A 24440-nucleotide genomic window follows, 5' to 3' on the forward strand; every position below is an offset into this window, starting at 1 on the left:
GCGGGTCCTAGGGTGACCCTGACTCAGTAGTCGCCGCGTCACCGGCAGTTGTGAACGATCCCAGTGTCAACTGCTTCCACAGCACCGTGTGTTGAGCCGCCCCCGAAACCCACGGAAGGCCACGGTCATGCCGCACTCGCCCGTGTCACCCACCGGATCCCCGGCCCGCCCGCCCCGCACCGTCGTCAGCCGCCGCCGTCTCATGGAGGGCGGTGCCGCCGTCCTCGGCGCCCTCGCCCTGTCCGCGCCGCCCGCCGGAGCGCACGCGGCCGGACGGCGGCCGCAGCCCGCCGCGCCCCCGGAGTGGAACGACTTCGGCGTCTTCCGGCTCGGGACCGAGCCCCCGCACACCACGCTCATGCCGTACCAGGACGTCGAGCAGGCCCTCGCCGCCGACCGCACCCGCTCGCCGTACCGGCAGAGCCTGGACGGCACCTGGAAGTTCGCCTACGCCGACCGCCCCGAGGACCGGGACGCCGACTTCCACCGCACCGACACCGACGACGGCGACTGGGAGACGATCCCCGTCCCGTCCGTCTGGCAGCTGCACGGCCACGACTTCCCGATCTACCTGAACATCACCTACCCGTACTGGGGCCCCAACGGACGCGGCGAGGACCCGCAGCCGCCCACCGCGCCGACCCGCTACAACCCGGTCGGCCAGTACCGGCGCACCTTCACCGTCCCCCGCGACTGGACGGGCCGCCGCACCTTCCTCCACTTCGAGGGCGTCAAGTCCGCCCACTACGTGTGGATCAACGGCGAACTGGTCGGCTACGACGAGGACTCCTACACCCCCTCCGAATACGACATCACCGACCACCTCAAGCCCGGCACCAACCAGATCGCCGTGGAGGTCTACCGCTACGCCGACGGCGACTGGCTGGAGGACCAGGACATGATCCGGCTGAGCGGCATCTTCCGCTCGGTCTACCTCTACTCCACCCCCGCCGTGCACCTGCGCGACTTCAAGCTCGACACCCCGCTGAACGACACGTACACCGCCGCCGAGCTGGCCGTCACCGCCAGCGTGCGGGCGTACGGCGACGGCGGCACCGGCCGCTACACCGTCGAGACCCAGCTCTACGACGCGCGCGGCCACGCCGTCTGGTCCCGGCCCCTGCAGCAGTCCGCCGACCTCGGCACGGCCGGCCCCGGCGAGGACGTCACCGTACGGGCCGCCAAGGCGGTGCCCGAGCCCCGGCTCTGGTCGGCCGAGCAGCCGTACCTGTACACGGCGGTGCTGCGGCTGCGGGACCCGGCGGGCAAGGTGGTCGAGACCCTGTCGCACCGGGTCGGCCTGCGCGAGTTCGCGCTCAGGGACGGGCTGATGCGGATCAACGGCCGGCCCGTCTCCTTTCGCGGCACCAACCGGCACGAGATGCACCCCTCCCGCGGCACCGCCCTCACCCGCGAGGACATGGCCGAGGACGCCAGGATCATCAAGCGGACGAACATCAACAGCGTCCGCACCTCGCACTACCCCAACAACCCGTACTGGCTGGAACTGGCCGACGAGTACGGCCTCTACCTCGTCGACGAGACCAACCTGGAGACCCACGGCATCCGCGACGAGTACCCCGGCGACCACCCCGAGTGGACCGAGGCCTGCGTGGCCCGCGCCCAGAACATGGTCCACCGCGACAAGAACCACGCCTCGGTCGTCATCTGGTCGCTCGGCAACGAGGCGGGCGGCGGCAGCACCTTCACCGCCATGCACGACTGGATCCGCTCCTACGACCCCACCCGCGTCATCCAGTACGAGGGCGACGACCGCCCCGGCATCAGCGACATCCGCTCGGAGATGTACGACACCCCGCAGCGCGTCGAGCAGCGCGCCCGGGACACCTCCGACACCCGGCCGTACGTCATGATCGAGTACGCCCACTCGATGGGTAACTCCACCGGCAACTTCAAGAAGTACTGGGACGTCGTACGCGCCCACGACGTGCTCCAGGGCGGCTGGATCTGGGACTTCGTCGACCAGTCCCTGTACACCCCGGTCCCCGCCCGCACCCTGCTCACCGAGTCCGGACCGGCCGCACTGCGCGGCGAGATCCTGGCCACCCGGGGCAGGCTGGACCGGGACGAGGGCCTGTCCGGCATCACGGTCTTCGAGCGCGACGACAGCCTCGACCTCCGCGACTCCCTGACCCTGGAAGCCTGGATCACCCCGCACGTGACCGGCTACCACCAGCCGCTCATCGCCAAGGGCGACACCCAGTACGCGCTCAAGCAGAACGACCGGAAGCTGGAGTTCTTCATCCACTCCGAGGGCCAGTGGATCACCGCGAACTGGGACGTGCCGGACGACTGGACCGGCCGCGAGCACCACCTCGCGGGTGTCTTCGACGCGGACGCCGGAACGCTGACCCTCTACGTCGACGGCGTGGTACGGGCCACCCGCACCACCGACCGGCGCCCCAGCGGCAACACCGCGCCCCTCGCCCTCGCCACCGACGCCGACGCGCAGACCCGCGAGTTCAGCGGCAGGATCCGCCGCGCCCGCGTCTACGCCCGGGCGCTCTCCGCTGGCGAACTCGCCCGGGACGACCGCGGTCCGAAGGACGACGGCGTGCGGTTCTGGTTCGACGCCGCCACGGTGAAGACCGAGAAGAAGCGGCCCCGGGAGAAGACCTTCCTCGCGTACGGCGGCGACTGGGGCGACAACCCCAACGACGGCGCCTTCGTGGCCGACGGCATCGTCACCGCCGACCGCGGCCACACCGGCAAGACCGCCGAGGTCAAGCGCGTCTACCAGGCGATCCACGCCACCCGCCGGCCCGGCGGCGACCCCGGGGCGGTCACCCTCACCAACGAGTACCTGTTCACCGGCCTGCGCGAGTTCGACGGCCGGTGGGAGCTGGTCGCCGACGGCCGGGTGGTGCGGCGCGGAAGGCTGACCCGGGACCAGCTCGACGTGGCGCCCGGGGCGGCCAAGGACATCACCGTCCCCGTCCGCCTCCCGGACGACACGGACGACGGCACCGAGTACTTCCTGGAACTGTCCTTCACCACCAAGGACTCCACGCCGTGGGCGAAGGCGGGCTTCGAGGTGGCCCGCCAGCAGCTCCCCGTCGGCCCCGAAGCCCCCGCGGCGGCCCTCGTACGGCTCGCGAGCGTCCCGGCCCTGCGCCACGACGACCGCGACAAGGACGTCAGGGTCCGCGGCAAGGGCTTCTCCGTCACCGTCGACAAGCGCACCGGCACCATCACCTCCTACGAGGCGAAGGGCACCCGGCTGCTCACTTCGGGGCCCGCGCCCAACTTCTGGCGGGCACCCACCGACAACGACAAGGGCAACGGCCAGCACACCCGCAACCAGACCTGGCGCGACGCCGGCACCCGCCGCGAGGTCACGGACGTGGCCGTGCGGCCCCTCGGCGACCGCGCCGTCGAGATCAAGGTCAGCGGCACCCTGCCGACCACGGTGGAGTCGACGTACACCACCACCTACACCGTGTTCGGCAACGGCGAGATCAAGGTCGACAACACCCTGCACCCGGGCGCCGCGACCCTGCCCTACATCCCCGAGATCGGCACCCTGCTCTTCCTGCCCGGCCGCCTGGACCGCCTGCACTACTACGGGCGCGGCCCCGAGGAGAACCACTGGGACCGCAACACCGGCACCGACGTCGGCCTCTACTCCGGCACCGTCGCCGAGCAGTGGACCCCCTACATCCGCCCGCAGGAGAACGGCAACAAGACCGACGTCCGCTGGATCGCCCTCACCGACCGCCACGGGGTCGGCCTGCTCGCGTCCGGCGAGCCGCTGCTGGAGGCCAACGCCTCGTACTTCACGCCGGAGGACCTGTCGGCCGGCGTCCGGCACGACTACCAGCTGACGCCGCGGGACGAGGTGGTCCTGCGCCTCAACCACCGCCAGATGGGCGTCGGCGGTGACAACAGCTGGGGCGCGCACACGCACGACGAGTTCAAGCTGTTCGCCGACCGGGACTACGCCTACACCTACCGGCTGCGCCCGCTGACGGACGTGAAGCAGGCGACAGCGGCCTCGCGGCGGCCCACGGCCACCGAGTAACCGGGGACGGACGGGGAGCCCGGGGCAACCCGGGCTCCCCCCACCCGGCGATCCGGGCAGGCCCAGGAAGCGCGAGGTCCATGTCGGATTCTCGCCAGCGCCCGCCCGGCCGGTGGACCATCCTGGACCCATGCAGACGGGAATGCACACCGACACCGAGCGCTGCGTGCGCGCCGTCCGGTCCAAAGACGCGCGGTTCGACGGCTGGTTCTTCACGGCCGTCCTGACCACCCGCATCTACTGCCGGCCCAGCTGCCCGGTGGTGCCGCCCAAGCCCCAGAACATGACCTTCTACCCGAGCGCGGCGGCCTGCCAACAGGCCGGGTTCCGGGCGTGCAAACGCTGCCGCCCGGACACCAGCCCCGGCTCCCCGGAGTGGAACCAGCGGGCCGACCTCACCGCCCGCGCCATGCGCCTGATCGCCGACGGCGTCGTGGACCGCGAGGGCGTGCCCGGCCTCGCCGCGCGCCTCGGCTACAGCACCCGGCAGGTCGAACGCCAGCTCCTCGCCGAGCTGGGCGCGGGACCGCTCGCGCTCGCCCGCGCGCAGCGCGCCCAGACGGCCCGGGTGCTGATCGAGACCACCCCGCTGCCCATGGCGGACGTCGCCTTCGCGGCCGGCTTCGCCTCCGTGCGCACCTTCAACGACACCGTCCGCGAGGTCTTCGCGCTCTCCCCGAGCGACCTGCGCACCCGCGCCCCGAAGCACCGCGTCGCCGGCACCACCCCCGGCACCCTCTCCCTCCGCCTCCCCTTCCGCACCCCCCTCAACCCCGACAACCTCTTCGGCCACCTCGCCGCCACCGCCGTCCCCGGCGTGGAGGAGTGGCGGGACGGCGCCTACCGCCGCACCCTGCGCCTCCCGTACGGTCACGGCATCGTGGCCCTCACCCCCGGCCCCGACCACATCGCCTGCCGCCTCACCCTCAGCGACCCGCGCGACCTGACCGTCGCCATCAGCCGCTGCCGCAGGCTGCTCGACCTGGACGCCGACCCGACGGCGATCGACGACCAACTGCGCGCCGACCCGCTGCTCGCGCCGCTCGTCGACAAGGCGCCCGGCCGCCGCGTGCCGCGCACGGTGGATGAGGCGGAGTTCGCGGTCCGGGCGGTGCTCGGCCAGCAGGTCTCCACCGCCGCCGCCCGCACCCACGCCGCCCGCCTGGTCACGGCGCACGGCGACCCGGTCGACGACCCGGAGGGCGGCCTGACCCACCTCTTCCCGTCGACGGCCGCACTCGCCGCGGTGGACCCGCAGACCCTGGCGATGCCGCGCACTCGCCGCACGACCTTCACCACCCTGGTCGCCCACCTCGCCGACGGCTCGGTCAACCTGGGCGTCGAGTGCGACTGGTCCGAGACCCGCGCCCGGCTCCTGGCGCTGCCCGGCTTCGGCCCCTGGACCGCCGACGTCATCGCCATGCGCGCCCTCGGCGACCCCGACGCCTTCCTCCCCACCGACCTCGGCATCCGCCGCGCCGCGGGAGACCTGGGCCTGCCCTCCACCCCGGCCGCGCTCACCGCCCACGCGGCGGCCTGGCGGCCCTGGCGGGCGTACGCCGTCCAGTACCTGTGGGCGACCGACAGCCACCCGATCAACTTCCTGCCCGTGTGAGCCCGGCCGAGGAGCCATCATGAAACAGCACACTGTGGTCGACAGCCCCTACGGCGCCCTCACCCTCGTCGCCGAGGACGGCGTCCTGTGCGGCCTCTACATGACCGACCAGCGCCACCGCCCGCCGGAGGAGACCTTCGGAACGCCCGACGACGCACCGTTCGCGCAGGCGCAGGAGGAACTGACCGCGTACTTCGACGGCAGGCTGACCGACTTCACCCTCGACCTGCGCCTGAACGGGACCCCCTTCCAGCGCACGGTCTGGGACCAACTCCGCAGCATCCCGTACGGCGAGACCCGCACCTACGGCGAACTCGCCGACGCCCTCGGCAACCCGGCCGCCTCCCGAGCCGTGGGCCTCGCCAACGGCCGCAACCCGATCGGCATCATCGTCCCCTGCCACCGCGTCATCGGCGCGAGCGGCGGCCTCACCGGCTACGGCGGCGGCCTGGAGCGCAAGCGCCGGCTGCTGGACTTCGAACGGGGCACGGCGGGACCGGCGCCGTTGTTCTAGGGGTGTTCCAGGGGCAAAAGACGTTGCCCGCGTCGCGCGGGCGGCGTTAAGGTCAGCGAACTCTGAGAACGAGGCTCTCCAGAAGCATGCCGCAGAACGGGAGCAGGCCCGCGCACAGCGCGCGAAGCCACGGAGGGGCGGCGCCACTGTTCGGCATGCCCTCCGGAGGACAGCTCCCATGAAGATCGGCCTCGGCCTTCCCATCGACGACCCCGCCCTGCTGCTGACCTGGGCACGGCGCGCGGACGCCGGCCCGTTCAGCACACTCGGCCTGCTCGACCGGCTCGTCTTCGACAACCCCGAGCCTCTCGTCACCCTCGCGACCCTCGCCGGCGCCACATCCCGCATCCGCGTCCAGACCGAGGTGCTGATCGCCCCGGTCCACAACACCGCACTGCTCGCCAAGCAGACCGCGACCCTCGACCGGCTGTCGGGCGGCCGCTTCACGCTCGGCATCGGCGTCGGCGGCCGCGCCGACGACTGCCTCGCCGCCGGCATCGACCTGCACCGCCGGGGCCGCCGCCTCGACGAGCAGCTGACTGTCCTGCGCCGGATCTGGAACGGCGAGCCCTACGGCCGGGACGTCGGCCCCATCGGCCCGCGCCCCGCGACGCCCGGCGGGCCCGAGATCCTGTTCGGCGGCTTCGCCCCGGCCGCACTCGACCGGGTCGGCCGCTTCGGCGACGGCTTCCTCGGCGCCGCACTGCCGCCCGCGCACATGGCGGGCCTGTTCCGCGACGTCGAGGCGGTCTGGCGGACGTACGACCGTCCCGGCCGACCGCGCCTGGTCGCCCAGGCCAGTGTCGCGCTCGGCCCCCGGAGCACGGTGGACCGGGCCCTCCACAACCTCCGCGACTACTACGCCTTCACCGGCCGCGCCGAGCACATGACCAAGGGCCTGCTCACCACCGCGCGAGAGATCCGCGCGGCCGTCGGCGCCTTCCACGACATCGGCGCGGACGAGGTCGTGCTCTACTGCTGGGCCTCGGACCCCGAGCAGGTCGACCGCCTCGCCGACGCCCTGTTCTGACGCGCCGCGCCCGGCGTCCCGACCCGCCGGGCGCTCAGCCCAGCCCGCGCAGCAGCTCGGGCAGGGCCGTGCCGATCGGCTCGCGGACCACCTCGTCGGCCATGTCGTCGTACGGTGTCGGTTCCGCGTTGACGATGATCAGCCGGGCGCCGTGGTCGGCGGCCACGCCGGCCAGACCGGCGGCGGGCTGCACCTGGAGGCTGGTGCCGACGGCGACGAACACCTGGCAGGCCTTCGTGATGGCGAGCGCCTCACCCATCACCACCGGGTCGAGGCGCTCGCCGAACATCACGGTCGCCGACTTCAGGATCCCGCCGCACTCCAGGCACGGCGGGTCGTCCTCACCGGCGTCGACCCGGGCGAGCGCGTCCGTCATCGGTCCGCGGACCCGGCAGCCGGTGCACACGTAGCTCAGCGCGGTGCCGTGCAGTTCGAGGACCTTGCGGGCGGAGAGCCCGGCGAGCTGGTGCAGGCCGTCCACGTTCTGCGTGATCACGCGGACCGGCACCCCCGAACGCTCCAGCTCGGCCACGGCCCGGTGCGCCGCGTTGGGCTCGGCCCCCAGCGTCCGGTTCGCCCGCCGCATCAGCCAGGAGCGGCGCCGGATCTCCGGATCGGCCATGTAGTACTCGTACGTGACGAGCTTCTCGGCCTCCGGGTCGCGCCGCCACAGCCCGTTCGGACCGCGGTAGTCCGGGATGCCGGAGTCGGTCGAGACGCCGGCCCCGCTGAGGACGGCGACGAGCGGCTTGCTGGTCATGCGGTCGAGGGTAGGGCGGCCGCGGTCCGCCCGGCGAACGGTTATCGGCCGACCCGGACGCCGTTCTCCAGCTCCGCCGGGCCGCTGCCGTCCGCCAGTACGTCCAGCGCGGCCAGGACCCGGCCGTGCAGTGTGCCGAGCAGGTGGGTGCCCAGTTCGCCGCGCGGCACCAGCCGCCACGACAGCAGTTCCTCCTCCTGGAGCCTGATCGCCTTCAGGTCGTCCTCGGAGAGCACCCCGCCGTCGTACAGGTACGCCACGATCGGCGGGCGGCCCGTCCCGCCCACCCAGTCCACCGCGAGCAGCGGACCGAGCCGCACGTCGAGACCGATCTCCTCCAGGGTCTCCCGCCAGGCGCCCTGCCGCGGCGTCTCCCCGTCGTCGGACTCGATCGTCCCGCCGGGCAGCGCCCATCCCTCGCGGTAGTTCGGCTCGACGAGCAGCACCCGTCCCTCGGCGTCCCGGAAGAGCGCGGCGGCACCGGCGAGGACACGGGGGAGACCGGCGATGTAGGTGGCGTAGTCAGGAGTGGTCATCCCGAAAGCGTAGCGAGAGCCGGGCCCGCCCCCGGCACGGTCGTTCCAGGGTGCGGGCAGGGCATGACGACGCGGGTGTCCTCCGGTTATGGTCGCAGCGGCGCGACTGCCTTGACGTGCGCAAGGCTCGGAGAGCAAGGGGAGATCAAGGTGGCTGACGCTGCTGTGGACGGGGCCCGTCGGGTGCTCGTCGCCGCGGACAAGTTCAAGGGGTCGCTGACGGCCGTGGAGGTCGCCGAGCGGGTGACGGCCGGGCTGCGCCGTGTCGCGCCGGACGTCCGGGTCGAGGCGCTGCCCGTGGCCGACGGCGGCGACGGCACCGTGGCCGCGGCGGTCGCGGCCGGGTTCGAGCGCCGTGAGGTGCGGGTCGCCGGGCCCCTCGGAGACGAGGTGACGGCGGCGTTCGCGCTCCGCGAGGACACCGCGGTCGTGGAGATGGCCGAGGCCAGCGGCTTGCAGCGGCTGCCCGAGGGCGTCCTCGCGCCGCTGACCGCCTCCACGTACGGCTCGGGCGAGCTGCTGCGGGCCGCGCTGGACGCGGGGGCCCGGACGATCGTGTTCGGCGTCGGCGGCAGTGCGACCACGGATGGCGGTGCCGGGATGCTCGCCGCGCTGGGCGCGCGGTTCCTGGACGCGGACGGCGAGCCGGTCGCGCCGGGCGGTGGCGGCCTCGCCGGGCTGGCCTCGGCCGACCTGTCGGGTCTGGACCCGCGGCTCTCGGACGTCGAGCTGGTGCTCGCGAGCGACGTCGACAATCCGCTGACCGGGCCGAAGGGCGCCCCGGCGGTCTACGGCCCGCAGAAGGGTGCTTCGCCGGAGGACGTGGCGGCCCTGGACGCGGCCCTCGCGCACTTCGCGAAGGTGCTGGCTCAGGCGGAGAGTGTGGGCGCGCGGGCCGCCGAGTACGCGGCGTCGCCGGGTGCCGGTGCGGCGGGCGGCATCGGATACGGTGCGCTGCTGCTCGGGGCGCGGTTCCGGCCCGGCATCGAGGTGATGCTGGACGTGCTGGGCTTCGCGCCGGCGCTGGAGCGGGCCGACCTCGTGGTCACGGGGGAGGGCTCGCTGGACGAGCAGACCCTGCACGGCAAGGCCCCGGCGGGCGTCGCGGCGGCGGCGCGGGCCGCGGGCAAGGAGGTCGTCGCGGTGTGCGGGCGGCTGGCGCTGCCGGCGGAGGCGCTGGGGCGGGCCGGGATTCGCCGGGCGTACCCGCTGACTGCCGTCGAGCCGGACGTGGAGAAGTGCATCGCCGAGGCGGGGCCGATCCTGGAGCGGGTGGCCGAGGACATCGCCCGGGACTTCCTGAGCTGAGTGCTGAACGGCGTTGTTGCGGTCCCTCCCATCCCACCGAGTCGGGTGGTGGGTGGGCATAAGGCCCGGGGGTCTGGGGGCGGAGCCCCCAGCGAGGGCGGCACCAGCGCCGGGCCCGGCCAAAGCGAAGGGCCCCGAACCCAACCCGGGTCCGGGGCCCTGCCAAGACGCCGTCACGGCAATTGCGCCGCCCGCGCCTCCCGCCGATTGTCACGGAAGTTGTTCACCCGCCGAGCCGTCGCGAACAGCGGGATCACCGCCCCCATCACCAGCTGCAACGCGCACCCCGTCTGCAGCAGCAGCTGCCCGCTCGGCGCGTCGAACGCCCACGCGGCCAGCAGCCCCATCGACAGCACGATCCACGACAGCATCGCCACCGCGAGCCGCCCCCGCGGCTTCGGGTACTCCACCCGGCTCACCATCAGCCACGCCGTCCCGATGATCGCGAGCAGCGTCGCCACGAACGGCAGCTCCAGCAGGACGATCGACACCACCGTCAGCGCCCCGAACGGCGACGGCATGCCCTGGAAGGTGCCGTCCTTGACGGTGACGCAGGAGAACCGCGCAAGCCGCAGCACCACCGCCAGCAGCACCACGATCGCCCCCACCGCCGCCACTCGCTGGTAGGCGTCGTCCGCGACCATGCCGTAGACGAGGACGAAGTACGCCGGCGCCAGCCCGAAGCTGATCAGGTCGGAGAGGTTGTCCAGCTCCGCGCCCATGGGCGACGACCGCAGCTTGCGCGCCACGAGGCCGTCGCACAGGTCGAAGATCGCCGCGCACAGCATCAGGATGACCGCGGTGGCCGCGCTGTGCCGGGCCATGCCCGACTCGTCGCTGCCCATGAGGTGCGGGATGAGGATCCCGGTGGTGGTGAAGTACACCGCCATGAACCCGCACGTGGCGTTGCCGAGAGTGAGGGTGTCCGCTATCGACAGACGGAGCGAGAGAGGCATCTCCTCCTCTTCGTCCATCTCGTCGGCCTCGGGCACCCAGCCGGCCTGGGTCTGTGGATCAATCACGGTCAATTCGAGTCACCCCAGCCACCGTCTTCTGACCCACTTCGACGTCGACCTCCACACCCTCGGGCAGGTACAGGTCGACCCGCGAGCCGAAGCGGATCAGACCGACCCGGTCGCCCTGCTCGACCTTGGTGCCCTGCGGCACGTAGGGGACGATGCGGCGGGCCACCGCGCCGGCGATCTGGATCATCTCGATGTCGCCCAGCTCGGTGTCGAAGTGCCACACGACGCGCTCGTTGTTCTCGCTCTCCTTGTTGAAAGCGGGAACGAAGCCGCCCGGCACGTGCTCGACCGACGTCACCGTGCCCGACAGCGGGGCGCGGTTGACGTGGACGTTGAGCGGGCTCATGAAGATCGCGACGCGGGTACGGCCGTCCTTCCACGGCATGATGCTCTGCACCACACCGTCGGCGGGCGAGATGACCCGGCCCTGGGTGATCTCGCGCTCGGGGTCGCGGAAGAACCACAGCATCCCGGCCGCGAGCGCGGTGGCGGGGACGGCGACGGCCTTGGCCGCGCCGGAACGGCGGGCGCGCAGGAGGCTGACGGCTGCGGTGGCGACGGTCGGCAGAAGCCACGGCGATGCTCCGCGCGCGAGGCGTACGCCGGCGAGGCTGTCGCGAGGTGCAGAGGTTTGGCTGTGGGGCATGGATGACCTTCGTAGCGGATGATGCCGCACACTGACGGGGGACGGCGGCTTTCCGGCGATCGTAGCGGCTCTCAGCCGCAACTGGGTAAGCCAGGAAGCCGAGTCGGCGGCCGAACACTGCCTACGGGGTGTGACCTTGTTCTCCAAGAAAACACCCCGTATCCGGACATCTAACCCTGGAATCGATACTCTTCGAGCAGTCGGCGGCCGATGATCATTTTCTGGATCTCGGCGGTGCCTTCACCGATCAGGAGCATCGGAGCCTCGCGGTAGAGGCGCTCGATCTCGTACTCCTTGGAGAAGCCGTACCCGCCGTGGATCCGGAAGGCGTCCTCCACGACCTCTTTGCAGTACTCGGATGCGAGGTACTTGGCCATCCCCGCTTCCAGGTCGTTTCGTTCGCCCGAGTCCTTTTTGCGTGCAGCGTTCACCATCATCGCATGCGCCGCCTCCACCTTGGTAGCCATCTCCGCGAGCTTGAACTGAATGGCCTGGTGCTGGGCGATCTGCTTGCCGAAAGTGTGACGCTGCTGGGCGTACCGGACGCCGAGTTCGAAGGCACGCTGAGCGACGCCGCAGCCACGCGCCGCCACGTTCACGCGGCCGACCTCGACGCCGTCCATCATTTGGTAAAAACCTCGCCCGGTGACGCCGCCGAGCACCCGATTGGCCGGAATGCGCAGGCCGTCCATGATGAGCTCGGTGGTGTCGACGCCCTTGTAGCCCATCTTGTCGATCTTGCCGGGGATGGTCAGGCCGGGGCGGACCTCACCGAATCCGGGCTCCTTCTCCACCAGGAAGGTCGTCATCGACTTGTGGGCGGCGGTCCCCTCGGGGTGACCCTCGTCACTTTTCACCAGAACGGCCACCAGCGACGACGTACCGCCGTTCGTGAGCCACATCTTCTGGCCGTTCAGGACGTACTCCTCGCCGTCCCGCACCGCCTTCGAGGAGATGGCCGACACGTCGGAACCCAGCGCCGGCTCGGACATCGAGAAGGCGCCGCGGATGTCGCCCGCCGCCATCCGGGGCAGGAAGTGGTCCTTCTGCTCCTGGGTGCCGTGCTGCTTGAGCATGTACGCCACGATGAAGTGCGTGTTGATGATGCCGGACACCGACATCCAGCCCCGGGCGATCTCCTCCACGCACAGCGCGTAGGTGAGGAGCGACTCGCCCAGGCCCCCGTACTCCTCCGGAATCATCAGCCCGAACAGGCCGAGTTCCTTGAGCCCGTCGACGATGTCCTGCGGGTACTCGTCCCGGTGCTCCAGCTCCGTCGCGACCGGGATGATCTCCTTGTCCACGAAGTCCCGGACGGTGGAGAGGATCTCCGTCTGGACGTCCGTCAGGCCGTGGGTCTGGGCGAGGCGGCTCATCTACTTCCCCTGTTCCTTCAGCTCGGGGCGGCCCGGCTGCTCGCCGCCGCGCTCCTTGATGTACGTCTCGGTCGGCACCATCACCTTGCGGCGGAACACGCACACGAGGGTGCCGTCCTGCTTGTAGCCCTTGGTCTCGACGTGGACGATGCCCCGGTCGTTCTTCGACTTGGACGGCCACTTGTCGAGCACGGTCGTCTGGCCGTAGATCGTGTCGCCGTGGAAGGTCGGCGCCACGTGCTTCAGCGACTCGATCTCCAGGTTGGCGATCGCTTTGCCGGAGACGTCCGGGACGGACATGCCGAGCAGGAGCGAGTAGATGTAGTTGCCCACCACCACGTTCTTGCCGAAGTCCGTCGTCTTCTCGGCGTAGTTCGTGTCCATGTGCAGGGGGTGGTGGTTCATGGTGAGGAGGCAGAACAGGTGGTCGTCGTACTCCGTGACCGTCTTGCCCGGCCAGTGCTTGTACACCGCCCCGACCTCGAACTCCTCGTAGGTCCGTCCGAACTGCATCGCCGTCACGCCTCCGGGATCTCGAACTTGCTGGTGCGCTTCATGCCGGCGGCGCGTCCCTTGCCGGAGACGACCAGGGCCATCTTGCGGCTGGCCTCGTCGATCATCTCGTCGCCGAGCATCGCGGAGCCCTTCTTGCCGCCCGCCTCGGACGTGTAGTAGTCGTACGCGTCCAGGATCAGCTCGGCGTGGTCGTAGTCCTCCTGGGACGGCGAGAAGATCTCGTTGGACGCCTCGACCTGGCCCGGGTGCAGCACCCACTTGCCGTCGAAGCCGAGGGCGGCGGCGCGCTGCGCGACCTCGCGGTAGCCGTCGACGTTGCGGATCTGGAGGTAGGGGCCGTCGATCGCCTGGAGGTCGTTGGCGCGGGCGGCCATCAGGATCTTCATCAGGATGTAGTGGTAGGCGTCGGCCGGGTAGCCGGGCGGCTGCTCGCCCACCACGAGCGACTTCATGTTGATGGACGCCATGAAGTCGGCCGGGCCGAAGATGATGGTCTCGACGCGCGGGGAGGCCTCGGCGATCTCGTTGACGTTGTTCAGGCCCTGCGCGTTCTCGATCTGCGCCTCGATGCCGATGCGGCCGACCTCGAAGCCCATCGTCTTCTCGATCTGCGTGAGCAGCAGGTCGAGGGCCACCACCTGCTGGGCGTCCTGCACCTTCGGCAGCATGATGCAGTCCAGGTTCGGGCCCGCGCCCTCCACCACCGTCACGACGTCGCGGTACGTCCACTCGGTCGTCCAGTCGTTGACGCGCACGACACGGGTCTTGCCGGTCCAGTCGCCCTCGTTGAGGAACTTGACGATGGTGTGCCGCGCCTCGGGCTTGGCGAGCGGCGCGCACGCGTCCTCCAGGTCGAGGAAGACCTGGTCGGCCGGGAGGCCCTGCGCCTTCTCCAGGAAGCGCGGGTTGCTTCCCGGAACCGCCAGACAGGAGCGGCGGGGACGCAGGCGGTTGACGCTGGTCATGCGGGGACCTCCAGGGGGTCGAGCTTGTTCGCGTACCGGATCTCGTCGACGATCCGGCCGATGATTCCGGTGATGTCGAAGTCCTTCGGGGTGAAGACCGCGGCCACTCCGGCGGCCCGCAGCGCTTCGGCATCTCCGTTGGGGATGATGCCACCGGCGATCACCGGTATATCCGTGGCACCGGCCACACGGAGGCGGTCCAGCACGTCCGGGACGAGCTGGGCGTGCGACCCGGACAGGATGGACAGGCCCACCGCGTGCACGTCCTCGGCCAGCGCGGCGTTCACGATCTGCTCCGGGGTCAGCCTGATGCCCTGGTAGACCACTTCGAACCCGGCGTCGCGGGCCCGCACCGCGATCTGCTCGGCGCCGTTGGAGTGGCCGTCCAGGCCGGGCTTGCCGACCAGGAAGCGCAGCTTGCCCACCCCGAGGTCCTTGGCCGTCAGTTCCACCTTGCGACGCACCCCGGCCAGCGCCGACCCCTCCTCGGCGGCGACGGCGACCGGCGCCGACGACACGCCCGTCGGGGCCCGGAACTCGCCGAAGACCTCGCGCAGCGCCCCGGCCCACTCGCCGGTCGTGACGCCGGCGCGGGCGCACTCCAGGGTGGCCTCCATGAGGTTGTCGGTGCCCTTGGCGGCCTCCTTCAGCTTGTCCAGCGCCTTGCAGGGGCGCGGGTGGTTGAAGGGCGGCTGGTAGCGGGTGTCCCGCCAGTTCAGCAGCGAGGCGATGACCCGTGCCTCGACCGCCGGGTCGACGGTCTGGATCGCGGTGTCCAGGTCGGCGGTGAGCGGGTTCGGCTCGGTGCCCTCGAAGGCGTTGACGCCGATGATCTTCTCCTCGCCCGACTCGATCCGGGCCCGGCGCTCGGCGTGCGAGGAGACCAGCTGGGACTTGAGGTAGCCGGACTCGACGGCGGCCATGGCGCCGCCCATCTCCTCGATGCGCTCCATCTCCGCGAGCGACTCCTCGACCAGCTCGGCCACCTTGGCCTCGACCACCGTGGAGCCCTCGAAGAGGTCGCCGTACTCCAGCAGGTCGCTCTCGTACGCCAGCACCTGCTGGATGCGCAGCGACCACTGCTGGTCCCAGGGGCGGGGCAGGCCCAGCGCCTCGTTCCAGGCCGGCAGCTGCACGGCACGCGCGCGTGCGTCCTTGGAGAGGGTGACCGCCAGCATCTCCAGGACGATGCGCTGGACGTTGTTCTCCGGCTGGGCCTCCGTCAGGCCCAGGGAGTTGACCTGGACGCCGTAGCGGAAGCGGCGGTGCTTGGGGTTCTCGATGCCGTACCGCTCGCGGGTGACGCGGTCCCAGATGCGGCCGAAGGCGCGCATCTTGCACATCTCCTCGACGAAGCGGACGCCCGCGTTCACGAAGAAGGAGATGCGGCCGACGACGTCCCCCATGCGCTCCTGCGGCACCTGGCCGCTGTCGCGCACGGCGTCCAGCACGGCGATCGCGGTGGACATCGCGTACGCGATCTCCTGCACCGGCGTGGCGCCCGCCTCCTGCAGGTGGTAGCTGCAGATGTTGATCGGGTTCCACTTCGGGATGTGGGAGACCGTGTAGGCGATCATGTCCGTCGTCAGGCGGAGCGAGGGCCCCGGCGGGAAGACGTGCGTGCCCCGGGACAGGTACTCCTTGACGATGTCGTTCTGGGTCGTGCCCTGGAGCTTGGTGATGTCCACCCCCTGCTCCTCGGCGACGACCTGGTAGAGCGCCAGCAGCCACATGGCCGTGGCGTTGATGGTCATCGAGGTGTTCATCTGGTCCAGGGGTATGTCCTGGAACAGCCGGCGCATGTCACCGAGGTGCGCCACCGGCACGCCGACCCGGCCCACCTCGCCGCGGGCGAGGATGTGGTCGGAGTCGTAGCCGGTCTGGGTCGGCAGGTCGAACGCGACCGACAGACCCGTCTGGCCCTTGGCGAGGTTGCGCCGGTACAGCTCGTTGGACGCCTCGGCCGTGGAGTGACCGGCGTAGGTCCGCATCAGCCACGGCCGGTCCTTCTGACGATCGGTCATGCGGCGCTCCTCAGATGTTCCGGAAGCGGTTGATGGCGTCGACGTGCTTGGCGCGCATCTCCTCGTCGCGCACGCCCAGGCCCTCCTCGGGGGCGAGGCACAGCACGCCGACCTTGCCCTGGTGGGCGTTGCGGTGGACGTCGTGGGCGGCCTGGCCGGTCTCCTCCAGGGCGTACACCTTGGAGAGGGTCGGGTGGATCTTGCCCTTGGCGATGAGGCGGTTGGCCTCCCAGGCCTCGCGGTAGTTGGCGAAGTGGGAGCCGATGATGCGCTTCAGCGACATCCACAGGTAGCGGTTGTCGTACTCGTGCATGTAGCCCGAGGTCGAGGCGCAGGTGGTGATGGTGCCGCCCTTGCGGGTGACGAAGACGCTCGCGCCGAAGGTCTCGCGGCCGGGGTGCTCGAAGACGATGTCGATGTCCTCGCCGCCGGTGAACTCGCGGATGCGCTTGCCGAAGCGCTTCCACTCCTTCGGGTCCTGGGTGGTCTCGTCCTTCCAGAACTTGTAGCCCTCGGCGTTGCGGTCGATGATCGCCTCGGCGCCCATCGAGCGGCAGATGTCCGCCTTCTGCTCGCTGGAGACGACACAGACCGGGTTGGCGCCGCCGGCCAGCGCGAACTGGGTGGCGTAGGAGCCGAGGCCGCCGCTGGCGCCCCAGATGAGCACGTTGTCGCCCTGCTTCATGCCGGCGCCGTTGCGCGAGACCAGCTGGCGGTAGGCGGTGGAGTTGACCAGGCCCGGTGCCGCGGCCTCCTCCCAGCTGAGGTGGCCCGGCTTGGGCATCAGCTGGTTGGACTTGACGAGCGCGATCTCCGCGAGGCCGCCGAAGTTGGTCTCGAAGCCCCAGATGCGCTGCTCGGGGTCGAGCATCGTGTCGTTGTGGCCGTCGGAGGACTCCAGCTCGACGGAGAGACAGTGCGCGACGACCTCGTCGCCGGGGTGCCAGGAGTTGACGCCGGGGCCGGTGCGCAGCACCACGCCCGCGAGGTCGGAGCCGATGATGTGGTACGGCAGGTCGTGGCGCTTGGCCAGGTCGCTGGTGCGGCCGTAGCGCTCCAGGAAGCCGAAGGTCGACAGCGGCTCGAAGATCGAGGTCCACACCGAGTTGTAGTTGACCGAGGAGGCCATGACGGCCACCAGGGCCTCGCCGGGGCCCAGCTCCGGCAGCGGCACCTCGTCGAGGTGGATCGACTTGCGCGGGTCCTTGTCGCGGGTTTCGAGGCCCGCGAACATCTCGGTCTCGTCCTTGTGCACGGTGATCGCGCGGTACGACTCGGGGAGCGGCAGGGCGGCGATGTCGGCCGGCGTGGAGTCGGCCGACTGGATCGCGGCCAGGATGTCCTTCATGGTCACGGTGTTGCCTCCGGCGTCGAGCGCCCTGAGGGAGGGGCGCTGAGGGTTACGTCGGTGTTGCTGAGGGTTGGGTGAGGGGTGCCGTCGGTTCGGCGGGTGTGGTGCTGTTCGGCGGCGCTTTGTGGCGCGGAGGGTGCCTGTGACGCAGGCGCCGGGCACGCGGGCGATGGCTCGCGGGGACAGCCCGGACACCTTCAACGTATGGCACCGCGTGTCACCCCGCAAGGCACTCGGTGCCAGAACTTGCTCTCAGATGAAATCTTTACGCGACAGATGAGCGATGATCGATCGAATAGGGGTCGCGAGAGGCGGGAAAAGGGGCGTTGACATGCAAAAACGGCCACCCGAAGGGTGGCCGTCGTCACAGGGGGAAGGGCGGGCTCAGTGCTCCTTGAGGGCCTGTTCGATGGTCCGCATGACCTCGTGCAGCGGCGCGTCGGTGCGTGCCACCGTCACCAGCACGTCGCCGTGCACCGAGGCCGAGGCACCCTCCGGACGCCCGGTGGAGGCCGTACCGCGCCCCGCGCCGATGCCCGTCCCGAACGTCTTGCGCACGATCGCGAAGGCGTGGTCGAGCTGCGCCTCCACGTCGCCCTGCCCGCCCGCCCGCAGCCAGCGCCGCAGCACGTGGTTGTGCGCGGTGACCACGGCGGACGCGGCCACCTCCGCCAGCAGCGGGTCGTCGTTGGCGTCGTCGTCGTGCGCGTGCTCGTCGAAGTGGCCGAGCAGATAGCGGGTGAACAGGCGCTCGTAGCGGGCCACCGACGCGATCTCCGCCTCGCGCAGCGTGGGCACCTCGCGGGTCAGCTTGTAGCGGGCGACCGAGATCTCCGGCCGCGCCGCGTACATCTTCATGACCTCCTTGATGCCGCGGCACACCGTGTCGAGCGGATGCTCGTGCGCCGGCGCCGCGTTGAGGACCGCCTCGGCGCGCACCAGGGTGTCGTCGTGGTCCGGGAAGATCGCCTCTTCCTTGGAGCGGAAGTGGCGGAAGAAGGTGCGTCGGGCGACCCCGGCCTGGGCCGCGATCTCGTCGACGGTGGTCGCCTCGTACCCCTTGGCCGCGAACAGCTCCATGGCCGCCGCCGCCAGTTCCCGGCGCATTTTGAGCCGCTGGGCGGCGGCGCGGCTGCCGGCCGCGCTCTCCGGCGCGTCGGGCGTGGCTGGTGTACGTGAGGACCTGGCGGGCTGGGGCATGACCCGAACGTACTGCATGTGTGCGCAATCATGCGCGTGACCGGGGATCTCCCCGCCCGCGGGGGGCGGGGGAGACCCGGCCGGATCGAGCAGTCCGCCCCAGTCCTCCGGTGACCGGAACCAGTCGCCCGGACGCTCAGCGGCGGGCATGTTCGCGGAAGCCGCGGCCCGTCTTGCGGCCGAGGCAGCCCGCGGCCACCAGGTGCTCCAGCAACGGCGCCGGGGCCAGGCCCGGATCGCGGAACTCGCGGTGCAGGACCTTCTCGATGGCCAGCGAGACGTCCAGACCGACCACGTCAAGGAGTTCGAAGGGCCCCATCGGGTAGCCGCCGCCCAGCTTCATCGCGGCGTCGATGTCGTCGAGCGTCGCGTAGTGCTCCTGCACCATCTTGACCGCGTTGTTCAGGTACGGGAACAGCAGCGCGTTCACGATGAACCCGGCCCGGTCGCCGCAGTCCACGGCGTGCTTGCGGATCTTCGCGCAGACCTCGCGGACGGTGGCGTGGACGTCGTCCGCCGTGAGCACCGTGCGGACCACCTCGACCAGCTTCATGGCCGGCGCCGGGTTGAAGAAGTGCATGCCGATCACGTCCTGCGGGCGCGAGGTGGCGCGGGCGCAGGCGACGACGGGCAGCGAGGAGGTGGTGGTGGCCAGCACCGCGCCGGGCTTGCAGACCTTGTCCAGCGTGGCGAACAGCTGCCGCTTCACCTCCAGGTCCTCGGCGACCGCCTCCACGGCCAGGTCGACGTCGGCGAAGTCGTCGTAGGCCCCCGTCGGCGTGATCCGCTCCAGCGTCCGCGCGGCGTCCTCGGCGCTCATCCGCCCCTTGTCGACCGAGCGGGCCAGCGACTTGCCGACCCTGGCCCTGGCCGTCTGCGCCTTCTCCGCGCTGCGGGCGGCGAGCACGACCTCGTACCCGGCCTTGGCGAACACCTCCGCGATGCCGGACGCCATCGTGCCCGACCCGGCGACGCCCACCGCGCGCACCGGACGGCCGGCGACGGGGGTGGCGTCCGCGCGCGGGGTCAGGGCGTCCGGCACCACGACCGCGCTGCCGGGCGCCTCGTAGGTGTAGAAGCCGCGCCCCGCCTTGCGGCCCGTCAGGCCCGCCTCGCTGAGCTGCCTGAGGATCGGGGCGGGGGCGTGCAGCCGGTCGTGGGAGGCGGCGTACATGGCCTCCAGGACCGTGCGCGCGGTGTCCACCCCGACCAGGTCCAGCAGGGCCAGCGGCCCCATCGGCAGACCGCAGCCGAGGCGCATCGCGGCGTCGATGTCCTCCCGCGAGGCGTAGTTCGCCTCGTACATGGCCGCGGCCTGGTTGAGGTAGCCGAACAGCAGGCCGTCGGCGACGAACCCGGGCCGGTCGCCGACCGCCACGGGCTCCTTGCCGAGGTCCAGGGCGAGGTCGGTGACCGCCGCGACGGCGGCCGGCGCGGTCAGCACCGAGGAGACGACCTCGACCAGCTTCATCGCCGGGGCCGGGTTGAAGAAGTGCAGGCCGAGCACCCGCTCCGGACGGGAGGACTCGGCGGCCAGCCGCGTCACCGACAGGGCGTTGGTGCCGGTCGCCAGGATCGTCTCCGGACGCACGATCCCGTCCAGTTCCCTGAAGACCTGCTGCTTGACCTCGTACGACTCCGGGACCACCTCGATCACCAGGTCGGCGTCGGCCGCCGCGCGCAGGTCGGTGGTGGTACGGACGCGGGCGAGGGCGTCGGTGCGCTCCTGCCCGGTGAGGCGTCCGCGCTCGACGGCGCGGGCGGTGGACGACTCCAGCGCGGCGAGCGCCTTGGCGGCCTGCGCCTCACTGACGTCGACGCCGACGACGGCACGGCCGGCCCGGGCCAGGACCTCGGTGATGCCGGTGCCCATGGTGCCCAGGCCGATGACGGCGATGGTCCGGAGCGGGGACAGAGGGGTGTGGGACAGGGGAGTGGCCATCGCGGGACTCCAGGAATGAGGGTGACGACGGAACACGCCCGGACGCGCCACTGGCGCGTCCGGATGCGTGAAAGAGGAAGGAGTGCGGAGTGCGGGTGTTGCCGGGCTGGGATCGCACACGCCCGGTGCCGTCGCGGAGGCGTGCACACGCCCGCCCGGCGGCTCTCTCCGACCTGGCCCTGTCCCGGGGCCGAGTCGTCCTGCGGTACCCGTGGTACCGAACCGACTGTTCTCCCGGTGGCCGCGTCACCAGACCACCGTGAGGAGTTGCTGCGAGTGGGTGACCCGCTCGTCTGAGATTAACTCGCGAGTAACGAGCGCGCCAGCCCCCTGTGTTCGTGATGTACGTCCCACACGCGGGGCGACCCCCCTAACCTCGGTGTCATGGACGAAGAGTTGCGAGTGCTCACGGAGCGCTTACGGGTCGAGGCGGCGACGTCGGGGGTGCCGGGCGCCCCGACGGTCCACGACCGGCTCGTGGTCACTGGGGACCAGGACGAGCTGGCCGCGGTGCTCACCGATCCCGGACACCCGCTCTGGGCCCGGGAACTGGCCGCCTTCCGGCTCGGGACGGCGGGGGACCGGCGGGCCTTCGAGTCCCTCGTGCTGCTGCTCAACCACCGGGACCCGCCGCGCTGCGCCGCCGCCGCCCATGCCCTGGCCCGCCTCGGCGACCCCCGCACCGCCCGCGCGGCCGCCGCCCTCGCCACCAACGAGCTGCGGGTCGCCTACGCCCTGCACCCGGTGCGGCTGCTGGTCGAGCTGCGGGCCCCCGAGGCCGTGCCCGCCCTGATCACCACGCTGCAACGCCGGCTGCGCCCGCACGACCCCCACCGGCGGGTCGCGCTCGCCTGCGTCGAGGGCCTGGGCGCCCTCGGCGACGACCGGGCCGGACCCGTGCTGAACGACGCCCTCGCCCACCCGGCGCTGGCCCAGGCGGCGGTGCGGGCGCTGGCACGGATCCCGGGTCAGCGGTGAGCGGTCAGCCGGACAGGTCGGCGGCGTACCGCACCTCGGGCACCTCGGCCCCCTCCACCAGGAAGGGCTCCTCGGCGCCGTCGGCGCCGAAGCCCGCCCGTTCGTAGAAGCGCCGGGCGCGCGCGTTGTCCTTGAGCACCCACAGGAGCATCCGCGGGTGCCCGGCCGCCGCGCACCGGCGCACCGACTCCCGGATCAGGGCCTGCCCGATGCCCGCGCCGAGCCGCTCCGGGTCGACGTAGATCGCGTACAACTCGGCGTCCCCGGTCGGCCGTTCACCGTCCCGGTAGGGGCCGTGGCAGGCCCAGCCCACGACGTCGCCGCGGTCGTCCTCGGCGACCAGGTTCACCACGCCGGCCGGGGCCCCGGCGAACAGGACGCGGCGCCGCTCGGCGTCCCCCGCGGCGTCCATGCCGTCCAGGTACACCTGCGGGACCAGGCCCCGGTAGGCGGTCTGCCAGCCCCGGACGCGGATCAGGGCCACCCGGTCGCAGTCGGCGACCGTCATCTCCCGCACCAGCGGCCCGCTCACGGGGCCACGACCGCGAACGCCTCGATCTCCATCAGGAACTCCGGCCGGACCAGCGCGGCCACCTGCACCGCTGAGGCGGCCGGCAGCCGGTCGCCGGGTATGTGCGCGGCGCGTGCGGCGCGGATCGCGTCCATGTGGGCCATGTCCGTGACGAAGTACGTCAGTTTCACCACGTCGTCGAAGCCGGCGCCGGCCGCCGACAGGCACCGGCGCAGGTTCTCGAAGACCTGGCGGGCCTGGGCCGCGGGGTCGCCCACGCCGACCGGCCTGCCGTCCCCGTCCAGGGCGAGCTGACCCGAGACGGCCACGAACCGCCCGGTGCCGAGGACGACATGGGTGTACTGGGCGGCGGGCGCGACGCCGTCGGGGGCGTGGATCCTGGTCAGCTCACTCATGCGCCCATCGTGGACCACGGCACTGACAACGCCCCCGGCGGGCCGTCGTCTGCGGGCCGCCGCCTGCGGGGCGCGGTCGGCTAGCCGCGGAAGCCGAGCAGCGCGTGCAGCGTCGAGCCGCGTGCGGACGTCGAAGCCGCCTTGGACTCCAGCGGCTCGGGCTGGGGCAGCGCCGCGCACACGGCGTCCGGCTCACCCGCGTCCGCCTCGCCCGCGCCGCGCGGCACGGTGCCGTCGGTCAGGTACGCGGCCAGGTGCTCGTCCAGGCAGGAGTTCCCGCTCAGCGTGATGCCGTGGTTGCCGCCGCCCTCCTCGACGACGAGGCGGGAGCCGTGCAGCAGGCGGTGCGCGGTGACCGCGCCCTCGTACGGGGTGGCCGCGTCGCCGGTCGCCTGGAACAGCAGCGCGGGCGGCAGTTCGCCGTTGGCGACGTCCACGGGTTGCCGCGCGCTCGTGGGCCAGGATGCGCACGGCGCGTTGTACCAGACGTTGTTCCAGACCATGAACGGCGCCTTCTCGTACAGGTCCCAGTTGTCGTCGCGCCACTCGTCCCAGTCGCGCGGCCAGGCCGCGTCGCGGCACTGCACCGCGGTGTAGACGCTGTAGCCGTTCTCGCCCGAGGCGTCCAGGGCCCCGAAGTTCTCGTACACCTCGACGAGCGGGTCCGTGTCCCCGGAGTTCACGTAGGCGGCGAAGGCCTCCGCCAGATAGGGCCAGTAGCCGTTGTAGTAGCCGCCGGGGATGAAGGTGTCCTCCAGCTCCGACGCGCCGACCCGCCCGTCCGCGGGCTCCTTCGCCAGCGCCGTCCGCATGGCGTACCACCGCTGCTCGATCCGCTCCGGGTCGGTGCCCATCCCGTACGCGGCGTCGTGTTCGGCGATCCACGCCAGGAACGCCCGGTGGCGGTCGTTGAAGGCGAGGTCCTGGTTGAGGTTCGCGTCGTACCAGACGTCGTCCGGCCCGACGACGGAGTCCAGGACCAGGCGCCGCACGCGCGTGGGGAAGAGCTTGGCGTAGACGGCGCCCAGATAGGTGCCGTAGGAGTAGCCGAAGTAGTTGATCCGCTCCGCGCCGAGCGCCGCGCGGATCGCGTCCACGTCCCGCGCGGCACTGACGGTGTCGATGTACGGCAGCACGTCCGCGTACTTGTCGCCGCATGCCTCGGCGAACGCCTCCGCGCGTGCGAGGTTGGCCCGCTCGACGTCGGGCGTGTCGGGCAGCGAGTCGGGGCGCACGGGGTCGAAGTGGCCGGGCAGGCAGTTCAGGGCGGGGCTGCTCTTCCCGACTCCGCGCGGGTCGAAGCCGATGACGTCGTACTGCGCGGCCACCTTCTCGGGCAGCGAGGACGCCACGAACCCGGCGAGCGTCAGCCCGCTGCCGCCGGGGCCGCCGGGGTTGACCAGCAGGGGGCCCTGGTACGTCGCGGCGGTGTGCGGGACGCGGGACAGCGCGAGCGTGATCTGCCTTCCGCGCGGGCGCGCGTGGTCGAGCGGCACCTCGAGGGACGCGCACTGGAGCGTCGGGTAGTCCGCCGTGGCGCACTTCTTCCACTGGAGGTCCGCGGCGGGCGCGGCGGCCGGGGTCCCGGCGGGGTGCGGCGCGTTCGCCTCCGCGGGGACGGCCGTGACACTTCCGGCGGCGATGACGGCGGCGCCGCACAGCACGGCTGCGCGTTGTCTCATGGC

Annotated in this window: 20 protein-coding genes; 6 read left to right on the top strand and 14 right to left on the bottom strand. The window is 71.7% G+C overall.

Going from position 1 to position 24440, the window contains the following annotated elements; translation table 11 throughout:
• Positions 1–127 precede the first annotated feature (127 nt).
• The 4 genes from ACFC1X_RS01735 to ACFC1X_RS01750 all read left to right on the top strand — a co-directional run bounded on the left by ACFC1X_RS01735 (position 128) and on the right by ACFC1X_RS01750 (position 7201).
• Positions 128–4042, top strand: a complete 3915-nt coding sequence (locus ACFC1X_RS01735) for a glycoside hydrolase family 2 TIM barrel-domain containing protein (RefSeq protein WP_376347823.1) — start codon at positions 128–130, stop codon at positions 4040–4042.
• 142 nt (positions 4043–4184) lie between these two features.
• A complete protein-coding gene (locus ACFC1X_RS01740; RefSeq protein WP_376348507.1) occupies positions 4185–5657 on the top strand; it encodes an AlkA N-terminal domain-containing protein in 1473 nt (490 codons plus the stop codon).
• 19 nt (positions 5658–5676) lie between these two features.
• Complete coding sequence (locus ACFC1X_RS01745) at positions 5677–6171, top strand: methylated-DNA--[protein]-cysteine S-methyltransferase (RefSeq protein ID WP_376347825.1); 495 nt, start codon at positions 5677–5679, stop codon at positions 6169–6171.
• A gap of 178 nt (positions 6172–6349) precedes the next feature.
• A complete protein-coding gene (locus ACFC1X_RS01750; RefSeq protein ID WP_376347827.1) occupies positions 6350–7201 on the top strand; it encodes an LLM class flavin-dependent oxidoreductase in 852 nt (283 codons plus the stop codon).
• 34 nt (positions 7202–7235) lie between these two features.
• Here ACFC1X_RS01750 and ACFC1X_RS01755 read toward each other — a convergent pair whose 3' ends face one another.
• Together ACFC1X_RS01755 and ACFC1X_RS01760 are read right to left on the bottom strand one after the other, a co-directional pair.
• Complete coding sequence (locus ACFC1X_RS01755; RefSeq protein WP_376347828.1) at positions 7236–7961, bottom strand: NAD-dependent deacetylase; 726 nt, start codon at positions 7959–7961, stop codon at positions 7236–7238.
• A 41-nt stretch (positions 7962–8002) separates the two neighbouring features.
• A complete protein-coding gene (locus ACFC1X_RS01760) occupies positions 8003–8497 on the bottom strand; it encodes an NUDIX domain-containing protein (RefSeq protein WP_376347830.1) in 495 nt (164 codons plus the stop codon).
• A 183-nt stretch (positions 8498–8680) separates the two neighbouring features.
• On the opposite strand from ACFC1X_RS01760, the gene ACFC1X_RS01765 reads away from it, so the two are divergent.
• Positions 8681–9805 (top strand): glycerate kinase, encoded by a 1125-nt coding sequence (locus tag ACFC1X_RS01765; RefSeq protein WP_376348508.1) that lies wholly within the window; start codon positions 8681–8683, stop codon positions 9803–9805.
• A 173-nt stretch (positions 9806–9978) separates the two neighbouring features.
• On the opposite strand, the gene pssA is transcribed toward ACFC1X_RS01765, so the two are convergent.
• From pssA to ACFC1X_RS01810, 9 genes are all read right to left on the bottom strand, one after another.
• Complete coding sequence (gene pssA / locus ACFC1X_RS01770; RefSeq protein WP_376348510.1) at positions 9979–10797, bottom strand: CDP-diacylglycerol--serine O-phosphatidyltransferase; 819 nt, start codon at positions 10795–10797, stop codon at positions 9979–9981.
• A 22-nt stretch (positions 10798–10819) separates the two neighbouring features.
• Positions 10820–11476 carry a phosphatidylserine decarboxylase gene (locus tag ACFC1X_RS01775; protein WP_161330558.1) on the bottom strand — a complete coding sequence of 219 codons (657 nt, stop codon included), beginning with the start codon at positions 11474–11476 and terminating at the stop codon, positions 10820–10822.
• Positions 11477–11646: 170 nt separating this feature from the next.
• Complete coding sequence (locus ACFC1X_RS01780) at positions 11647–12852, bottom strand: acyl-CoA dehydrogenase family protein (protein ID WP_376347832.1); 1206 nt, start codon at positions 12850–12852, stop codon at positions 11647–11649.
• A complete protein-coding gene (locus ACFC1X_RS01785; protein ID WP_376347834.1) occupies positions 12853–13365 on the bottom strand; it encodes a MaoC family dehydratase in 513 nt (170 codons plus the stop codon). It abuts the gene before it with no gap.
• Positions 13366–13370: 5 nt separating this feature from the next.
• Positions 13371–14333 carry an HpcH/HpaI aldolase/citrate lyase family protein gene (locus tag ACFC1X_RS01790; RefSeq protein WP_376347836.1) on the bottom strand — a complete coding sequence of 321 codons (963 nt, stop codon included), beginning with the start codon at positions 14331–14333 and terminating at the stop codon, positions 13371–13373.
• Entirely contained in the window at positions 14330–16357 is a 2028-nt protein-coding gene (locus ACFC1X_RS01795; RefSeq protein WP_376347838.1) for a protein meaA, read from the bottom strand. Before ACFC1X_RS01795 ends, ACFC1X_RS01790 begins: the two co-directional genes overlap by 4 nt.
• Positions 16358–16367: 10 nt before the next feature.
• The gene (gene ccrA, locus ACFC1X_RS01800) at positions 16368–17705 is read right to left on the bottom strand and encodes a crotonyl-CoA carboxylase/reductase (protein WP_376348512.1); all 1338 of its coding nucleotides are present in this window, start codon (positions 17703–17705) and stop codon (positions 16368–16370) included.
• A 387-nt stretch (positions 17706–18092) separates the two neighbouring features.
• Complete coding sequence (locus ACFC1X_RS01805; RefSeq protein ID WP_376347840.1) at positions 18093–18908, bottom strand: TetR family transcriptional regulator; 816 nt, start codon at positions 18906–18908, stop codon at positions 18093–18095.
• A 136-nt stretch (positions 18909–19044) separates the two neighbouring features.
• Positions 19045–20850 (bottom strand): 3-hydroxyacyl-CoA dehydrogenase family protein, encoded by a 1806-nt coding sequence (locus tag ACFC1X_RS01810; RefSeq protein ID WP_376347842.1) that lies wholly within the window; start codon positions 20848–20850, stop codon positions 19045–19047.
• Positions 20851–21234: 384 nt separating this feature from the next.
• Between ACFC1X_RS01810 and ACFC1X_RS01815 the strand changes: the two genes are divergently transcribed.
• On the top strand, positions 21235–21828 hold the full coding sequence (locus ACFC1X_RS01815; protein ID WP_376347844.1) for an adenylosuccinate lyase: 594 nt from the start codon (positions 21235–21237) through the stop codon (positions 21826–21828).
• 4 nt (positions 21829–21832) lie between these two features.
• On the opposite strand, the gene ACFC1X_RS01820 is transcribed toward ACFC1X_RS01815, so the two are convergent.
• The 3 genes from ACFC1X_RS01820 to ACFC1X_RS01830 all read right to left on the bottom strand — a co-directional run bounded on the left by ACFC1X_RS01820 (position 21833) and on the right by ACFC1X_RS01830 (position 24437).
• On the bottom strand, positions 21833–22336 hold the full coding sequence (locus ACFC1X_RS01820; protein ID WP_376348514.1) for a GNAT family N-acetyltransferase: 504 nt from the start codon (positions 22334–22336) through the stop codon (positions 21833–21835).
• A 20-nt stretch (positions 22337–22356) separates the two neighbouring features.
• A complete protein-coding gene (locus tag ACFC1X_RS01825) occupies positions 22357–22755 on the bottom strand; it encodes a RidA family protein (RefSeq protein WP_376347846.1) in 399 nt (132 codons plus the stop codon).
• 80 nt (positions 22756–22835) lie between these two features.
• Positions 22836–24437, bottom strand: coding sequence for an alpha/beta hydrolase (locus ACFC1X_RS01830; protein ID WP_376347848.1), 1602 nt, complete (start codon positions 24435–24437; stop codon positions 22836–22838).
• Positions 24438–24440: the final 3 nt, after the last annotated feature.

Origin of the sequence: Streptomyces sp. NPDC056128, from assembly GCF_042263835.1 — a bacterium.
GTDB lineage: Bacteria > Actinomycetota > Actinomycetes > Streptomycetales > Streptomycetaceae > Streptomyces.

What these genes read in the sequence shown, in the direction of transcription:
- ACFC1X_RS01735 (WP_376347823.1), top strand. Translation starts at nt 128, where the DNA reads ATGCCGCACTCGCCCGTGTCACCCACCGGATCCCCGGCCCGCCCGCCC.
- ACFC1X_RS01740 (WP_376348507.1), top strand. Translation starts at nt 4,185, where the DNA reads ATGCACACCGACACCGAGCGCTGCGTGCGCGCCGTCCGGTCCAAAGAC.
- ACFC1X_RS01745 (WP_376347825.1), top strand. Translation starts at nt 5,677, where the DNA reads ATGAAACAGCACACTGTGGTCGACAGCCCCTACGGCGCCCTCACCCTC.
- ACFC1X_RS01750 (WP_376347827.1), top strand. Translation starts at nt 6,350, where the DNA reads ATGAAGATCGGCCTCGGCCTTCCCATCGACGACCCCGCCCTGCTGCTG.
- ACFC1X_RS01755 (WP_376347828.1), bottom strand. Translation starts at nt 7,961, where the DNA reads ATGACCAGCAAGCCGCTCGTCGCCGTCCTCAGCGGGGCCGGCGTCTCG.
- ACFC1X_RS01760 (WP_376347830.1), bottom strand. Translation starts at nt 8,497, where the DNA reads ATGACCACTCCTGACTACGCCACCTACATCGCCGGTCTCCCCCGTGTC.
- ACFC1X_RS01775 (WP_161330558.1), bottom strand. Translation starts at nt 11,476, where the DNA reads ATGCCCCACAGCCAAACCTCTGCACCTCGCGACAGCCTCGCCGGCGTA.
- ACFC1X_RS01780 (WP_376347832.1), bottom strand. Translation starts at nt 12,852, where the DNA reads ATGAGCCGCCTCGCCCAGACCCACGGCCTGACGGACGTCCAGACGGAG.
- ACFC1X_RS01785 (WP_376347834.1), bottom strand. Translation starts at nt 13,365, where the DNA reads ATGCAGTTCGGACGGACCTACGAGGAGTTCGAGGTCGGGGCGGTGTAC.
- ACFC1X_RS01790 (WP_376347836.1), bottom strand. Translation starts at nt 14,333, where the DNA reads ATGACCAGCGTCAACCGCCTGCGTCCCCGCCGCTCCTGTCTGGCGGTT.
- ACFC1X_RS01795 (WP_376347838.1), bottom strand. Translation starts at nt 16,357, where the DNA reads ATGACCGATCGTCAGAAGGACCGGCCGTGGCTGATGCGGACCTACGCC.
- ccrA (WP_376348512.1), bottom strand. Translation starts at nt 17,705, where the DNA reads ATGAAGGACATCCTGGCCGCGATCCAGTCGGCCGACTCCACGCCGGCC.
- ACFC1X_RS01805 (WP_376347840.1), bottom strand. Translation starts at nt 18,908, where the DNA reads ATGCCCCAGCCCGCCAGGTCCTCACGTACACCAGCCACGCCCGACGCG.
- ACFC1X_RS01810 (WP_376347842.1), bottom strand. Translation starts at nt 20,850, where the DNA reads ATGGCCACTCCCCTGTCCCACACCCCTCTGTCCCCGCTCCGGACCATC.
- ACFC1X_RS01815 (WP_376347844.1), top strand. Translation starts at nt 21,235, where the DNA reads ATGGACGAAGAGTTGCGAGTGCTCACGGAGCGCTTACGGGTCGAGGCG.
- ACFC1X_RS01820 (WP_376348514.1), bottom strand. Translation starts at nt 22,336, where the DNA reads ATGACGGTCGCCGACTGCGACCGGGTGGCCCTGATCCGCGTCCGGGGC.
- ACFC1X_RS01825 (WP_376347846.1), bottom strand. Translation starts at nt 22,755, where the DNA reads ATGAGTGAGCTGACCAGGATCCACGCCCCCGACGGCGTCGCGCCCGCC.
- ACFC1X_RS01830 (WP_376347848.1), bottom strand. Translation starts at nt 24,437, where the DNA reads ATGAGACAACGCGCAGCCGTGCTGTGCGGCGCCGCCGTCATCGCCGCC.